7 protein-coding genes are annotated in these 16,683 nt (G+C 61.5%); 4 read left to right on the top strand and 3 right to left on the bottom strand.

Annotated elements, in window-relative coordinates:
* Positions 1-115 precede the first annotated feature (115 nt).
* Positions 116-322: a hypothetical protein gene (locus ACTJLA_RS21700; RefSeq protein ID WP_003191730.1), complete on the bottom strand. Its 207-nt coding sequence runs from the start codon at positions 320-322 to the stop codon at positions 116-118.
* Between the two features lie 299 nt (positions 323-621).
* On the opposite strand from ACTJLA_RS21700, the gene ACTJLA_RS21705 reads away from it, so the two are divergent.
* From ACTJLA_RS21705 to ACTJLA_RS21720, 4 genes are all read left to right on the top strand, one after another.
* Positions 622-1,098, top strand: a complete 477-nt coding sequence (locus ACTJLA_RS21705; RefSeq protein WP_003191732.1) for a hemerythrin domain-containing protein — start codon at positions 622-624, stop codon at positions 1,096-1,098.
* Between the two features lie 183 nt (positions 1,099-1,281).
* Entirely contained in the window at positions 1,282-3,918 is a 2,637-nt protein-coding gene (locus ACTJLA_RS21710) for a Tc toxin subunit A (RefSeq protein WP_314544128.1), read from the top strand.
* Between the two features lie 34 nt (positions 3,919-3,952).
* A complete protein-coding gene (locus ACTJLA_RS21715; RefSeq protein WP_314544130.1) occupies positions 3,953-8,632 on the top strand; it encodes a neuraminidase-like domain-containing protein in 4,680 nt (1,559 codons plus the stop codon).
* Positions 8,629-13,059 (top strand): SpvB/TcaC N-terminal domain-containing protein, encoded by a 4,431-nt coding sequence (locus tag ACTJLA_RS21720; RefSeq protein ID WP_440842096.1) that lies wholly within the window; start codon positions 8,629-8,631, stop codon positions 13,057-13,059. Before ACTJLA_RS21715 ends, ACTJLA_RS21720 begins: the two co-directional genes overlap by 4 nt.
* Before the next feature lie 54 nt (positions 13,060-13,113).
* Here ACTJLA_RS21720 and ACTJLA_RS21725 read toward each other — a convergent pair whose 3' ends face one another.
* Entirely contained in the window at positions 13,114-16,008 is a 2,895-nt protein-coding gene (locus ACTJLA_RS21725; protein ID WP_440842098.1) for an RHS repeat-associated core domain-containing protein, read from the bottom strand.
* Positions 16,009-16,137: 129 nt separating this feature from the next.
* Positions 16,138-16,683: a putative natural product biosynthesis protein gene (locus ACTJLA_RS21730; RefSeq protein ID WP_054896537.1), complete on the bottom strand. Its 546-nt coding sequence runs from the start codon at positions 16,681-16,683 to the stop codon at positions 16,138-16,140.

A 16,683-nucleotide genomic window follows, 5' to 3' on the forward strand; every position in this document is an offset into this window, starting at 1 on the left:
TTTTTGGGGCCGCTTCGCGCCCCAGCGGGAGCAAGCTCCCTCGCCACAGTTACCGATTCTGTCTTAACTGACTGGCATTAGCCCCATGGGCGCCTGTTTTTTATCACTCACCGCTTCAGCTTTTACGCTGCTGCGCCATTTCACGCTTGGGTCCGAACATCGCCCACGCAATCAACCCCAGCAGCGGCACGAACACCAGCACCACGACCCACAACCCCTTGGTCTCCCATCCGCCAGTGCTGCGCAAAACGATATTGATCGCCCAGAGTTCCAAGAGCAGCAGAACCACCGCCAATACGATCCAGATATATTCAATTTGCATGATTCACCTCCTGAAGTCTAAGCGTTAGGTCAAGCAGATGCCCCAAGGGTTCCATTAGAATTTTCCTGGCCACCCTTTAGGGCCGCCCGTTGCGCTGGAGCGTCAGCAACCGGTTGTGCGTTGTGCAATCTCAACGCGGCCCGACCATGCAAGCTGCACGACCACCAAGCACACAGAAAAATACAACCAACTGATTTACAAGATAATTTTTAACCATAAAAGTTGGTACGCCTGATGCAACCTTCCTCACCACGAGGCGTGCACTTCGACACGCCCGCATACCCCCCGTGAGGTTACCTATGAATGCCATCGACCTGCTCAAAGCCGACCATGAACGCGTCAAGACCCTGCTGACCCAGTTAAGCGAATCCACTGAACGCGGGGTAAAAAAGCGTACCGAGTTGTTGGCCAAACTCGAAATGGAGATCACCCTGCATACCCAACTCGAAGAAGAGATCCTCTACCCCGCGTTCAGGAAAGCTGGTGGCAAGGAACAGGACATCATGTACCACGAAGCCAAGGAAGAGCACCGTACCGTCGACTCGCTGGTACTGCCGGACTTGAAGAAAACCGACCCCTCGTCCACCGAGTTTTCCGGTCGCGTCAAAGTGGTCAAGGAGTTGCTTGAGCACCATATCGAAGAAGAAGAAACCGAGATGTTCCCTCAGGCCAAGAAACTGCTGGGTAAAGCGCTGCTCGAAGAGCTGGGGGCCGAGATGGAAGCGATGAAGGCCGCGCACAAAAAAGCCATGGCGAAAAAACCGCTGGCGGCGTAACGGCTACCTCCTCGCAGCAAGGTTCGCGCGACAGTGCCCCACAGGCCCTGTCGCGCTATCGATTTGCACCGATGATTTCTCCTCGCTCACTCAGCGATCCGGCCGACCGAGCCGGCCTGGCGCCCCATGCTAGCGTGCCATTGCCCTTGGCAGTGGCCGGGGGCTTTCAGGAGATTCATCACAATGGACACGCACTCCCCCACCTATACCCACCTGTTCAAAGAGGACTGGCACCTGCTGTGTTCGGCCTCTTCCATGGCGGCAATCGACTCCCCGATCGCCTACCTGAAGGCGTTATACCTGTTTGCCCAAGCGCTGGAAAAAAGCGGTAAAGGCAAACAGCCCAAGATCACCCTCGACCGGCGACGCCCCGAACTCAAGACACTGCCCCTGGACGAACGCGGCCTCAGCGCTGTGATTCCTCAACTCTCGATGATCAACGAAACCCTGTCCCGCCAGATCGACGCTCATCTCAAACAAACCCGCCGTGAATACCGCGGCCGCTCCCTTGATGAGGTGCTCGGCAGGCAACGCTTCCCCTTCGTGCTGCCGTTCGAACGCGCGCATCGCCAGTGCTGGCTCGGTTTGTCCGGCGGCAAGCCACAATTGGGCGAACTCAGTTACCGCATCAGCCTCAAGCTGCCCACCAGCCAGCGCGCGCAAAACACTTACGGCGTGGTCCGGCACGAGGCCTATGAAGCGCAACGTTTGCTGTCCGGGCTGAGCCCTGCCCAGCAGGTGTTATTGATCGAGCCTTTGTTAATAAGAACGGGAGACGTACAGGCAGAAGATTTTTTTACCCAGCACTATGGTACCCAGGAGCAGCCCCTTGAGGAGTTGTCCCACTGGTTGCAGAAAACCGGACTCACCGCCGATCAGACCGAAGCGCTACTGGCCTGCGGCAAGTATGTGCCGGTGCTGTCGAGCAATGTTCTGGCAAGCGCCCTGCCAACGCCGCCGGCCAAGCTGCGCCTGCACAACGGTGCCGCGTACGTGAACGGGCCGATCACCGAGGCCGGCGCGACCCAGTCGCCCCTGTCGATCAATGCGCAGGACAAGGATGGTGCGCGCCTGCTCAATACCTCATGGGAACGTTATCAGCGCCTGCACCGAATGATCCGCCTGCAACGCTGGACGCAATTGCCCTTCGACGCACTCGACGCCCTATCGACGAGCGTGGTGCGGCGTGAACACGAGGGCGACCCGGCGCAGCCCGCCAACGACAATACCCTGCGCGCACTGGGCGTCTATCGCTATCTGGAGCGCCGCTACAGCCTGTCATTGCAAGCCTTTGCCGCCGTGCTGGATGAGATACCGGTGTGGGCACCCGGCACTCGTCTGTCGCTGTACGACCAGCTGTTCAATCCCGGCCCGTTGCCAGGCCAGGCATTGACCCTGGACAGGCCGACCCTGGCCTTGAGGGAGGAAATCCCGACAACCCTGCGCCACCAGCTCTGCACCGGCCTGCACCTGAGCGACACCCCAGCCTCGTTGCACTGGCTGATCAAGCAGGCCCGCCTGCATCTACCCGCTTCTTGCCCGACGCTTACGTTTTATAGCGCGCTGTATCGCCAAACCCGTATCGCGCGATTGTTCGGGCTGTCAGTGCTCGACAGCTACCATGTGGCGGCGCTGCTGGGCGGTAAGGATTACACCGCACAACTGGTCAACCCGAGCCTGCGTCGCTCCGGCGTCAATGCCCCTGCCGACCTGCTCGATGTGCTGATGCAAATGGACTGGCTGGTCCGCTGGCTCAACGACACGGGTCAAACGGTTGATCAGCTTCGCCGCCAATTGCTATTGGATGCCCAATCCCCACCGCCCCACGTGCAGACGTACATCACCCAACTCGATGAGGTGGTCGAACTGACCCGGCATGGCCTGTTGGCGCAAGAAGACCTCGCTGACCTGTCATTGCCCCAGCCCGAGCCTGACACCAAAGCGGCGCCCATTGCCTGGCATGCCCTCATCGTACAAGGGCTGCTGCACAGCCAACCGCTGCTCAAGCCCGCGCCGCCCAAAGAACTGCCCAATGCGCTGGTGCAGCTTATCGAAGCCCAGACCCTGAGCCTCGACCCAGAAGGCAACACGGCTCTGCACAGCGATGCCAAACAGGCAGTGACCAAGAAGCTGGGCGCGTTCTACCAACAAATGCAGCCGCTGAAAGCAAAAATCGACACGCTGCTCAACGCTCCCTCACACCTCGCCGGTGACCCCGCCGCGTACCTGCAATGGCGCAAACTCGTGGTTCGACAAATTGCCCGAACCGCCACTGCCGAGTCCACCACGGAGCTGCACAAAAATGTACTGCTGAGCCTGCCGGATGCCGAAGTGTCCTTGGGGCTGGCAGTGAGCCGTGAGGCCTTGCAGGCCTTCGTGCTCCATCCGCACTGGCTGAGCCCGGACCACACCGCGGCCTCGCTGCTCAAGCTGACGCTGAGCACGCTGTACCTGCTGCAACGCTTTGCCCATTGCCTCAGCACCTACGGGCTGGCCCAGGACAGCGTGCTCGCCTATTTGCAGTGCGCCAATTCATCCTCCGTCGAAGGCTCCGCCATAACTGACAATGGGGCTTGCACCTCGCAACTGGCCGCATTGCTCAAGTGGGATGTCGATGAAATCAACCTGCTCGTTGAATACCTGCCTGCCAAACAGGTGAAGACCCTGGCCGACCTGGACTGGCTCCTGCGTTGCCATGAAGCCGTCAGGCTCACCGGCCTCTCCGCCAGCGCCTTGCTCAAGGCTGCCGACCTGCATGCCACCTTGATGAATGAAGACTGGCAACACGTTGGCTCGGCATTGATCGCCACAACCCCCTAATCCCGTTGTATTTCGCCTGGTTCAAGGAATGACCATGTCTGACACCCTCACCCAACACCTCAACGAATACCTGCGCGACGCGATGCTGGGGTTCTACCTCAACAGCGTGCTGCCTGAAGACACGGCAGTGGCCGATACCGTCAAGACCGTAGACGATGTCTATACCTATTGGCTGCTCGACCCCCAGGTCAGCCATACGGTGCCTACCACCCGTGTCGCCAGCGCCATTGCCAGCCTGCAGCAGTACATCACAGGCATTTACCTGGGCCTGGAGCCCGGCTACGACGAACAGGGCATGAGCGCTGACGAGCAGAGCGAGTGGCGAGACCAGTTGCTGTCCTATTCACTGTGGCGTGCCCACCAGCAACTCCAGCACTACCCGGCCACCTACCTGAGCCCTGCATTGCGCCATGACAAAAGCGACAACTTCAGGCAACTGGAGAACCAGCTCAACCAATTTCGCATCGAGCCTGCGCCGCTGCAGACAGCCGTCCACAGTTACCTCAGCCGCTTCGAAGCACTTGCCAACATCAAGACCCTCAATGGTTATATCGACGGTGATAAAGACAGCTTTGCCAGCAGCACTTATTACTTCACCGGCAAGTCCAGTCCGGAAAACACCTATTACTGGCGCACGCTGAAAATGGCCTCGGGCGACGCGGCCACTCCGCCAGCCTGGTCCTCCTGGCAAAAGATCCCGCTGTCGATTGACGATAACGTCCCCGAACAGACGATTCGCCCGGTGGTGTTCAACGGGCGCCTCTTCGTAGTGTGGGCCCAATGCATCAACCCGACGTCCTCGTCGAGGGACATCACCCCGATTGGACGAGGTGATGTCGAATCGGAGAGGGAATACCAACAACGGCTGGAAACCCGGATAAAGACCACCTATCTACAGTTGCGCTTGTACTTTTCCTATAAAAAACTGGATGACAGTTGGAGCGTGCCGCAGGCCTGCATTCAGGAATACAGCCTTGCACAGGGCCTTGACGAATTGAGCTCGGAAGACCTGATGAGTGCCACTGCGTCCATCGCCGTACTCGATTCAAAAAGCCAACCGCCGTCACTGTTCCTGGGCCTGAGCGCACAGCCGAACCATCAAACGGCTTCCTCGCACAACGGCGTGCATCGGCATTTCTTTCAAGCGGTACGGCTGGATCAGCACTTCAACGTCCATTGGCTGGAAACCCTGGGCAGCACTCGGCGGATGTTCTCCTGGCATAAAGAGTCTGAACTGGCCGGGCGGTACCAGGCCCTGTTCGGGCACCACAACAGGTCAAGATTTCAATTCAGGGCGCCCGAAACGGTCCAGGTCAAAGTTCACTCCCTGACCAACAATGCGCCCCATGGCACCACCCATGGCTGGAATTACGAAGACAATCAACAGCATATCCGCAGTCTTTCGGCTGAGAGCGATATCCGGTTCAACCGAACGACGTCAGTACTGGAGGTCACCACCCGCCTGGCGAAACGCTTCGAACCGCACCGCACTGTCAGGTTCAGCAAGGCAGACGCAATGGCCAATTTGACCATCACCCTCAGCAGCAGCGGTCCTGCCCAGAACGAGATGCTGGCGTTAGGCCCCACCGCCGAGATTTTCCTGGAGAGCGCCAGGCTGGCAACCTTCTCCAACGTGCGCATCGACTTGACCCTCAAGTGCAACGAGACCGGCGTCAGCTATGCCCAATTCATAAAAAATGCAGCGAATCAGCCGACGACCTTTACCCTGCCGCAGATTGAAAAAGATCAAGAAACCCCGAAAAGCGCGACATTCAATCTGCGCGACCAACGCATTAGCCAAGAAGCCTTCGATTATTTTTTCAATACGCCGGACGCCACCTATACCGTCATTCTCTCGTTCTACAACAATCAAGCGGAGTCCAGCAGCCATGCCTACGACTTGGTACTGGACAAGGTCCAGGTCCAGCAGAAACAACGCCTGTACAAACCCGTGTTGATGTATCCCAGACAGGGAGACAGCGCTTTACCGGAAAGCCCTCACCGCAATAACACGGTACTCGTCGGCCTGGCAGACGCCTCTCGGCGCACCCTGCGCGACACGTTCACTGAACTCTCCGAAACGCACACGCTTGAGGCGCAGATCGAACTCTCTCCCTCGACCTTGCACCCCTACGACGAGGACTCCACTGACACGACGGCTTCCACATTGACGCTGATTCACGGCGTGTTGCTGCTGGAAAGCGATGTGCATTACCCCGACCCCATCATCCTGGGCTACGCGCTGAAAACCGCGACTTTCACCCTGCCGCCCGATAACAGCACCCCCATCATTCCACTGGCTCCGTTTATCCGGCGACTCGCTACCCCGCCCTATGGCACGGCAGAGTTCATCGACTTCAGCGGGTCCACTATCGAGTCTCTCGATAAGCCTGAAAACAAACGAGCGCCCATACGCACCAACACCTGCGTGGCCGGGCTGCTGGCAAAAACCGCGGGCGCAGGTTTGCATGAGCTGTTTGCGTTGGCGCCGGATGCCTGGCGCGAGCCGCCCTTGCCAGGCGAGAAAAAGCCCAGTCCCCTGGACTTTCACGGCCCCCATGGCACCTATTACTGGGAGTTGTTTCTTTACCTGCCCTGGCTGTTGGCACAACGCCTGAACCAGGAGCAACAATACGCCGAGGCCGAAACGTGGATACGCTACGTGTTCGATCCCGTACACCCATCCGGGTTCTGGCGCCTGCCTGCGCTGCTTACCAGTGCGCCACAACGCCACGACGTCTCGTCCGTGTCCCACCCATTGGCGACAAGCAGCGCGGTACATTTTCGTCAGGCGCTGTACCTGCTGTACGTCGACATCCTGCTCAATCGCGGGGATGCGGCCTACCGGCAAATGACCCGTGACGGCCTGGCCGACGCCAAGTTGTGGTACATCCGCGTCAAGGGCTTGCTCGGGCCAAGGCCGCCGCTCAACCCGGTCGATCCCTGGGCAGCCACGACCCTGGACAAACTGCAAAACCCTTCCACGCTCGACAGCACGACAGTACCTGCGGGCACCTCGCGGCTGTGTCGGTCCCTGAGCCCTGATTTGCTGCTGCGCTGGGACAAGATCGAATCTCGCCTGCACAACCTGCGCCATCACCTGGATCTGACCGGCAAACCCTTGAGTTTGCCGCTGTACGCCGCGACCCTGACGCCTCAAACGCTGCTTGCCGCGTACCAGCAAGGGGCGGTCGGCGCCAGCCTGCGCCCGTCCCTACGCACCGCCCAGGCCGCGCACTATCGCTTCCAGGTGCTGCTGGGACACGCCTTGCAAGCGGTCGACAACCTGATCCAGTTGGGGACGACCTTATTGTCGTTGTTCGAACGCAAAGAGCAGGCCCAGTACCTGGAAACCCAGCAGCAGCAAGCCTGGGACTTGGCGAGGCTGGCCGTCGAGCAACAGGCCCAGGCCGTACAGTTCGATGCGAGGAACCAGGAGGCGCTGTTGGCAGGACGCCGCATGGTCGAAGCGCGGGTGGCGTTCTTCGAACAGCAGCTCAAGCGAGGCATCAGCCCGGCCGAGGCCCAGGCCACCCAGGAGTACCAGGACAGTGCGCGCTGGGACACCGCCGCCGCCGTGGCACAAGCCGGCGCGGGGCTGGCGATGCTGATACCGAATATTTTTGGCACCTCCAACGGCGGCGTGCGCTACGAGGGCGCTTTTCACGCCCTGCACGCGGCGTCCCAAGGCATTGCCAATGAAAAGCGCGCCAACGCTGCCCACCTGGACCGCACCGACCTGTTTGCCCGACGCGCCGCCGAGTGGGCCCATTCGCTTGAACAGGCACGCCTTGAGCTGGCCCAGGTCGACGCCCAACTGCAGGCTTATACCGAACAGCAAGCCCATACCCGCTTGCAACTGGCCCTGGCCCAGACCAGCCTGACCCAGGCACGAAGCCTGTACGACCAGCTCGGCAAACGCTTTACCAACGCCCAACTGTATCAATGGCTCAATGGCCAACTTTCCACTTTCTACTACCAAGCCTATGACTCGACCCTGTCGCTGTGCCTGGCGGCCGAGGCCTGCTGGCAGGAAGAACGGGCTCAGTGGGACAAGCACTTCATTCAAACCCAGCATTGGACCCATCAATATCGAGGCTTCAGCGCCGGCGAAGCGCTCAAGCAAAATCTACTGAGCATGAGTAACGCCTACGTCACCCACAACGAACGTTTGCTGGAGATCACTAAAACCGTGTCGCTGCGCCATCTGCACAGCCGAGACCCGATGGCCACGCGCGACATGCCCTGGGCCGCGCTTAAAGCCGACCTGGTAAAAACCGGCACCTTGACCTTTGAACTGACCCTCAAGCTGTTTGACGACGACTACCCAGGCCATTACCTGCGGCGTATCAAGCACGTCAGTGTGTCCCTGCCCGCCACGCTGGGCCCCTATGAAGACATCAAGGCCATCCTGACCCAAACCGCCAATACCACGCACGTCACCCCAGCGACCAGACACACCGAAGCCGCGGTAAAAAAAGACCTGCGCGCCAAACAGCAAATCGCCCTGTCCAGCGGGCTCAACGACAGCGGATTGTTCACCTTGAACTTCGACAGCGACGAGCGTTACCTGCCGTTCGAATACACAGGAGCGATCTCCACCTGGCAACTGACCTTTCCCAACCATGCCCGGCAAAACGCTCTGCTCGAATCCCTCACCGATATCATCGTGCACCTGCGCTACACCGCTAAAAACACCGGAGGTCAACGATGAGCGTGCAGTCGCCCGAACTCTTGGAACCTAAGATTCCTGCGTTGCCCAAGGGCGGTGGCGCCATCCAGGGCCCCGGCGCGCAATGGGGCGCCGTGGGCACACGGGGTGAGGCGTGCCTGGAGGTGCCCTTGCCCATTTCGCCGGGCCGTGGCTTCACGCCGGCCTTGAGCCTGGGTTATCGCAGCGCCCAAGGCAACGGGCCCTTCGGCCTCGGCTGGGCGATGTCGGCAGGCGCCATCAGCCGTGATACCCGCAAAGGCGTACCGGCCTACGGTGATGACGACCGTTTCATCAGCCCCCAAGGCATCGACATGATCCCTGAGCGTGATGCCGACGGCGCAATTCAGGCCACGACCTGGGACCACTATAACGGCCTGGCCCTGGGTGAATCCCACCGAGTGGTGCGCTATTTTCCGGTGATAGAAGCGCGCTTCGACCGTATCGAGCATTGGTCTTGCGACAGCGACAAGGCCGGGTTCTGGTTGGTTCAGGGGGCCGACGGCTGCGTGCACCTGTTCGGCAAGACTCTGATCGCGCGCTGTGCAGACCCGAACGACGATCTACGTGTTGCCCAATGGCTGTTGCAGGAAAGCCTCAACCCCCTGGGTGAGCAGATCTATTACCACTACAAACACGACGACCAGCCGCCAAGCGCCGCCAGGGACTATCGCGCCCAGCGTTATCTGGCGCGGGTGTGCTACGGCAACCTCAAGCCCCTTGAGCACCTGGCGCTGTGGCGCGCGGACGCCCTCGCTGACAAGCAATGGCACTTCGAACTGCTGCTGGATTATGGTGAACGCCACGCTGGCCTGAGCCAAGTGCCGACCTATGCCGAACAACACGCCTGGCCGGTCCGCAACGACCCGATCAGCAGTTATGCCTATGGCTTTGAACTCGGCACCCTGCGGCGGTGCCAGCAAGTGCTGATGTTTCATTACTTCCCCGACGAGCCGAGCCTGGGCGCCGAGCCGGTGCTGACGCGGCGTCTGTTGCTGGAGTACACCCATCGCCACGCCATCGGCAGTTGCCTGAACGCCGTGCACAACCAGGCCTTTGACGCCCAGGGGAACGCCAGTGCCTGGCCGCCCCTGGAACTGGCCTACAGCGCCTTCGTGCCGACGCTGGACGCCGCGCGCTACCAAGCGTTCGACGCCATGGCGGGCGTCAACGATGGGCAGCATTATCAACTGGTGGACCTGTACCGCGACGGTTTGCCGGGCATCCTGCACCGCACCGATAAAAGCTGGTATTACCGCGAGCCGCTCAGGGCCCCCGGCACAGCCAGCAGCAATGCGCTGATCTATGGTCCATGGCAGGCCCTGCCACGCATCCCCCTCGCCGATACCGTCCAAGCCACGCGCCAGGCACTGGCGGATCTTGACGGCGATGGGCATCTGGAATGGGTGGTGGCGCAACCGGGGCTGAGTGGTTTTTTCAGCCTCGACTCGCAGCGGCAATGGTCGGGTTTCGTGCCTTTTGCGTCGATGCCCCAGGAGTTTTTCCATCCCCACGGGCAACTGGCCGACCTGATGGGCAGTGGGAGGCTGGACCTGGCCTTGATCGGCAGCCGTAGCGTGCGCCTGTATGCTCAGCGCCAGGACGGCGGGTTTGATCCTGGCCAGGAGGTGCGCCATGCGCCCGACGATGAGGGGCTACCCACCCTCAGCCATTCGCCGGCTGAATTGATCGCCTTTTGCGACCCCCTGGGCAGCGGCCAACAACACCTGGTGCGTATCCGCCATAACGAAATCAAATGCTGGCCCAACCTCGGCCGTGGACGCTTCGGCAAAGGGTTTGTCTTCGCCACACTGGCGTTCGACCACGCCAGCTTCGATGCCGCCCATATTCGCCTCGCCGACCTGGATGGTTCAGGCGCGGTGGACCTGATTTACCTGGCGCCTGAACACGTACAGATCTATATGAACCGCGCCGGCAGCGGGCTGGCATCGGAGCCACTGACATTGCCTTGGCCCGAGGGCGTGCGACATGACGCGACGTGCCAGGTCAGCTTTGCCGACCTTCAAGGCCTGGGCTGTTCCAGCCTGATCCTGAGCGTGCCGCACATGACCCCCCAGCACTGGCGGTATGACTTCGTCAGTCTCAAACCGTATTTGTTAACCGCCACGCTCAACAACCGGGGGGCCACCACCCAGCTGAGCTACCGCAGCAGCGCCCAGGAATGGCTCGACGAAAAACAGCACTGGCAAACCCTGGGAGTGCCCCAAGGCAGTAGCCTTGCGTTCCCAGTGCAGGTGGTCAAGCGGCAACAGCAAAAGGACCTGGTCAGCGGCAACCGCTCCACCCAGTATTTTCGTTACCGGCAAGCCTGCTATGACCGTGAGGAGCGCCAGTTCCTCGGCTTTGGCCTGGTGTTGCACACCGAGCAACCCCCTACGGCCGATGCGCAGCCTGGGGTGTTGACCAAACGCTGGTTCCACACCTTTGAGCCCTCGCAGGAGGCTTTTTACCCGGGCGACCCACAGGCGCCCGCGCTGGGGCCAACCCTGCTGGGCCAGTTGGAGGCCGGGCGCACGGGAGACACGCTGATCGCCACGCCCGTCGCAACCACCCGCCGCGCGATGCAGCGTGCATTGGCGGGGAGCCTGCTGCGTGAAGAGGTGTATGCCGCCGCCGATGCGCCACCCCAGGCAGTGCCCTATTCGGTGCAGCAACAGCGCTATCTCATACGGCAATTAAGCCCGTCGGCCAAGGCCGGCGAACCGGCGGTGCTGCTGCCACTGTTGCTGGAGTCGCTGACCTGTCGCTACGAGCGCCAACCGGACGACCCGTGCTGCCGGCACATCCTCAATCTGCGCTGGGACCGCTACGCCGGCAATCTGCACAGCGTGGTGGTCGACTATGCCCGTCGCAGGACAGCCAGCGACTCCCCACCGCCCGGGCCAGCCCACCAGCAGCAGTGGTGGCGTGACGCACACGACTCAGCGCAGCAGACGTATTACCTCAACGAAACCCGCGCCCGCTTCATTCACCTGGACGCCGCGCAGCGCTGGCGCTTGCACTTGCCCTACCAGCAACGAAGCAACGTGCTGGTGCTGAGCAAAGAGGCGTTAGCGATTGAAAAAATAAGCTATGAACACTTCATCGCGCAGGGCCCGTCCGATCCATTGGGAACAGCGGCCGAACGCAGGCTGGGGGGGCTGTCGGTGCAGCACTACTGCGTGGCGGAGCACACCGAACCCTTGCCGGCCGGCACCGCGAGTTTTCAGGCGCTGCCTGCCTATATCGAGACGGCCGAACTCGATCAGCAAGCGCTGGAGGTATATGAGGGCCGCACTGTCACTGCTACGCTCAGTGCACAGCACTATCGGGCCATGGCCGCGTTCCTGTCACCGGACCCCGGGCAGGACGAGGCCATCACCCTGTGGTCCCTCGGCCAGGGTTACACCCGCTACGGCCAGGCCGAAATGTTCTATCGGCCTCGTCGGCATCAGGCGAGCCTGAGCCATGGGTTCACGCAGTCCGAGTACGACCGCTATGGGCTGTACATCATCAAAGTGCAATTGGCGGACGGCTGCACGACCCAGGCGCAGTACGACTACCGCCTTGGCCTGCCGGTGAGGGTGACTGACGCACAGCGTACACAACGCTACGCGCACTACGACGCCCACGGGCAGCTGCTGGCGACCGGCCTCAAGGGTGAGGAGCAAGGAAAGCCCGTCGGCCATGACGCCCCTACGCCCTTCATCCGCACGCCCGATACGGGCCCGGCGCAGGCCCTGGCTGATCCGAAGGCGGCGTTGCTCAACGCTCAAAGCGCGTGCTTCTACGACGTGTTCAGTTGGATGGGGCGCATTCCACCCGCCAGCATCCAGGCGCAATGGGTAAGCAACGGTTACCTGCTGCCCAGCGGGCATATTCGTGCCTCGGCGTTGGCACGCCTGAACAGCCTGAGCGCTGCGCTCCCCCATCATCAAACCCTCAAGCGCCTGATTCAGGCGGCCAGGCAAGTGCCGGTGCACGTCGTGGTACTGCACGCCGACCGTTGGCAAGGCACGTCGCAAACGGCGCAGATCCAGGTAGCCCTCGCCTTCAGCGACGGCTTTGGCCGCGTGCGGCAAACCCAGGAAAAGGCGCAACCGGGCCCGGCCTTTGCAGTCGATGACGCCGGTATGTTGAGCGCGGGTGCCGAGCCAACCGATGCCACTCGCCGTTGGCGGATCAGCGGCCGTGTGGAGTATGACAATCAGGGTTGCCTGGCGCGCACCTGGCGACCTTACTTTGCCGACCGTGCCGGCTATATCGACGATGCGGCCTTCAACACCTTGCGTCCCAGCGAGCAGCACTTTCATGACGCGTTGGGGCGCCCGGTACGCGTGCTCAATGCCAATGGCGACACGCGGCGCCAGACCTACCACGCCTGGTACAGCATCGCTGAAGACGAAAACGACACGCACGCGCCGGCCTGACAACAGAGCCGGGCCGTTACACGGCCCGCGCTCCTTGGCCTGACGTTGCGCGTATTAACGGCGGTGAGGGTCCATCACCCTGACCGCCCGATAGTTAAGCCCACTGATGTGCTGGATCATCACCCGATAGGCGCCACGACCGCGCTGCCCGCGATAACGCGGCAAGTCAAAACTGCGGACATTCTGCCCACCCGCCATGGCATGGCCGGTATGAAAATCCAGTGTGCGGTCTTCCAGCCGACCAATCACCCTTCTGAGAATTTCACCTCCCGGGCCATGTAATTCATTCTGAATAGGTGTGACGTCAATCTGGAGGGGCTCAGGCACCAGCCCGGAGGAAGGTCCCGGGCTTACCGGTTGCGCGGCGGGCACCTCAGAAGCGGAGCCTCTGCGGCCCACGCTCGTGACCCTGGTTTGCGGCTGTACTTCGGTATGGGTCAGCCCAGCCGCTGGCAGCGGGCTGGCGCCCACTTTGCGTGCCGGGGCGCGCAGTTCTATGCCTACAAACCCCAACCTGGCAAGCGTAAAGCTAGGGTTACGCTCCGTTCGTGAGGCTGTTTCAGCCCGGTCCCGATGCTCGGTGGGCCCAACGTACCCATAGAGACCGCCCCGCGCTGCCGGGGTCAGCCCGTAGGACAGACTTTTAGTGTCAGCGGTAGCCAGACGGTGTTCCAGGAAAAAGTCCGCCAACTCGCTGACTTCATGTTCGGTAGCGCCCTGTCGGCGGCCCAGCTCTTGCGCACCGACCGTTACGGACTGCTCATAGAACGCTCTGCGCTGAACGTCAGTGGTGCCTAATCGCTGAAGCGCGTAAAGCGCCACGCCCACCACACCTGAAATCAGCCCGAAATAAGCCAGTTCAGCCCTATAGCCTATCTCTACCCCTACTCCGTGCCCGATCAACAACACCAGGAGCAGAACCGTCACCACCTCCAGCATCGAGCGGCGCTGCAAACCGTCTTCGTCTACATAACCCATGGGGTTGTTCCCCACCATCGCATACAGGTTCAACCCATCCACATCCCCCGCCGGGTCAGCGCTGATCCACCGCAACAACCACGGCGCGTAGTACCTGAAGCCGTAGTAATACAGCCCGCTGGCGTCGCGCTCCTTGCCCGAATAACGTCGGGTTTTATAGTTCGCCTCCAAGGCACTTTTTGCCGCCCACCAGGCAGTTGCGCCGAAGGGGTAATAACTTTCCTGGCTCAACAGGCCGGCTGCCTCGTCCAGCTCCAGAGTGCCGCTGCCCAAATGATCGTCGAGGCTGAACCGCAGTTGCTCGTCCTGCATCTCGTCGGGGCGCTGCTGCTCCCACTGCAGCCCTCTGACCGAATGCCGCCCGCCCGGAGCAAGCACCACGTTCAACCACTCGCCATCCGGCCCGTGGCGATGCAGCTCCAGCCCTGGCAGATAAAGCACTTCATGGGTGTGAGTCTGCGTCTTGCCATGTGCCACGCGACGCTTGATGACTCGCTGGCCGGTGCCGTCATACAGATACACCTCATCGTCATGTTCGCCATTGTCACGCAGCACCTGCGCAACGCGAACCAACTGGTTGCGCCCATTCCAGGTCAACGCCTGACCAGGCGCCAGTGCCTGGAGATTGCCACGTTGGTCGAAGCCGTTGCCCAGGCCCGGCGCCTTTGCGCCCTCGCGGGCAATCACGCTGTGATTGCTGTGTTCGCCCACCTGCATCCGTTGGGTATAACCGCTGCCGGTGCTGGGCACATGGCGCATCTGAGTCAGGTTACTGGCCGAGTCGTAGGCATAGTGGCGGGTGTAGTTGCCCCAGAGATTGTCGTCTGTGGCGCCGAACGTGATTCGCCCCGGCAGTGCGGATGCGCCAGTATTGCGCGCGTTTTCACGACCGGTGGCCTTGATCAATCGCGACAGGCTGTCGTATTCGAATGTGCTTACTGCCTCCACCTGCACGTTGCTGGCCCAGCGGGTCGGCTGCGCCGCATCGCGGATGCGCAACACATTGCCGACCCGGTCGTAGCTGTAGAAGAGGTCTTGCAGTCGCTTGCCTGCCGAATCCTTGAGGTGGGCGCTCAAGCGTGTCAAACGTCCATCGGTGTCCGAATACTCGGCAACGCTGACCACGCCATTACCCAAGCGTTCGCTCAACACCTGGCCCGAGGCGTTGACGCTGCGTTGATCCACCAGGGTCTTGCGCGCTCCGCTTTTGAACAGGATCTCGCTTTTCGTCAACTGGCCGTCGACACCGTATTGAGATTGCTGGCGATTGCCGCGCGCGTCGACCTGCTCCAGGCGTTGCCCCAGCGCGTCGTGCTGCCAGGTGGTGGTGAAGGTCTGGGCTTGCAACTGTGCATCCCGCTCACTCACGGGCAGCGGCCAGTCGGGCACGGTGTGCGACGTGCACAGGCGCCGGGTTTGCTCGGTGATATTGCCTTGCACGTCGTAGCGCTCAACGAGCAACGTGCCTGCCGGGTCATCGTGACGAATCATGCGCCCACAGCGATTGCGCGCCGCCTCCGTGGACGTCATGCCCGCGTAACTCATGCGCTCGACACAGCGTTCAGCCGCCGCCTCCTCCGCGCGCTCGAATACCGCGACGGGGCGCAGCAACGGGTCGTATTCGAACCGCTGGCGCGTGCCTCGACTGTCCCACTGTTGCACGACCTGGCCGCCACTGCCGAGCAAGCGCGTCTGACGGCCCGCATCCACGCTGTCGGTGCTCAGCACTTGCCCGCTCAAGCTATAACGATGAGACAGATTGGGCCGCACGTCGGGATCGGCAGCGTGCAACTCGAACAGCCTGGGGTCCCACTGTTGCTGCAACAGGCCGCGAGCGTCGAACACCTGCCGCGTGACCTGCGCGCTGGGTGATTGCTGCGCGGTATTGCGATGGTACGCCACGCTGCGCACGGTCAACCCTCGCGGGTCGACCACCGTCAGCGTGGGCGTGTTGTGATGCAAAGAAGACATAACCTGATGACCTGGAAACCAAAGAAGCCTAGAGCCTAGTCATCAAGCCGGTGCCAGCCTGCGGGCTCCGCACGCTGCGCAGTGTGCGGCGCTTCCGAGGGTGTCGTGAGGCTTACCGGATGCGGCGCTTCATGGCACCGGCAGCCAACCGCTGAAAGCACCTTGGGCACCCAACGGGGACCAGGCAAAATCCCAGGCGGGCGGCGGCAATGCCGGTCGCGGCGCGGCTATCGAAGGGTGGCCCTTCCAGTCGAACAGGGTGCAATCGCGCCAGCTCAAGACAATGCCTGCCGCCGGGCTGTCATCCGTCAGCACCCAGCGCGCAGCAGCGGCGGCCATGAAGGCCTCGATCGGCTCCTCATCGACCTGCGTGCGGTACGTCGAACTCAGCAACCAGCGGCATACGTTCAGATGGTACGTCCAGTCCAGCGGCGGCTGGTTGCGATAGGCCCAGGTCATGAAGGCGCGAAACAGGTTCAAGCCCTCCGGTGGGTCGAGCTTGAGCAACGCCGGGCAGATGTCGAACAAGGTATGCCAGTGAGGCAACAGGCGTGCATCCAGGTGCACGAAGCAGCGCGAATTACTCGGGTAATCAGACAGCGCCGGTTGCGCACGCAGGCGCCGCGACGCCTTGCTGACCAGGCGGCCGGCGCCGGCAGGCAATTGAGGGTTCAT

The sequence above is a fragment of the Pseudomonas sp. 22072 genome (assembly GCF_052046095.1).
GTDB classification, from domain to species: domain Bacteria; phylum Pseudomonadota; class Gammaproteobacteria; order Pseudomonadales; family Pseudomonadaceae; genus Aquipseudomonas; species Aquipseudomonas paracarnis.

Bases quoted from the DNA above. Each gene is read 5' to 3' on its own strand.
- ACTJLA_RS21700 (WP_003191730.1), bottom strand. From the start codon at position 322: ATGCAAATTGAATATATCTGGATCGTATTGGCGGTGGTTCTGCTGCTC.
- ACTJLA_RS21705 (WP_003191732.1), top strand. From the start codon at position 622: ATGAATGCCATCGACCTGCTCAAAGCCGACCATGAACGCGTCAAGACC.
- ACTJLA_RS21710 (WP_314544128.1), top strand. From the start codon at position 1,282: ATGGACACGCACTCCCCCACCTATACCCACCTGTTCAAAGAGGACTGG.
- ACTJLA_RS21715 (WP_314544130.1), top strand. From the start codon at position 3,953: ATGTCTGACACCCTCACCCAACACCTCAACGAATACCTGCGCGACGCG.
- ACTJLA_RS21720 (WP_440842096.1), top strand. From the start codon at position 8,629: ATGAGCGTGCAGTCGCCCGAACTCTTGGAACCTAAGATTCCTGCGTTG.
- ACTJLA_RS21725 (WP_440842098.1), bottom strand. From the start codon at position 16,008: ATGTCTTCTTTGCATCACAACACGCCCACGCTGACGGTGGTCGACCCG.
- ACTJLA_RS21730 (WP_054896537.1), bottom strand. From the start codon at position 16,683: ATGAACCCTCAATTGCCTGCCGGCGCCGGCCGCCTGGTCAGCAAGGCG.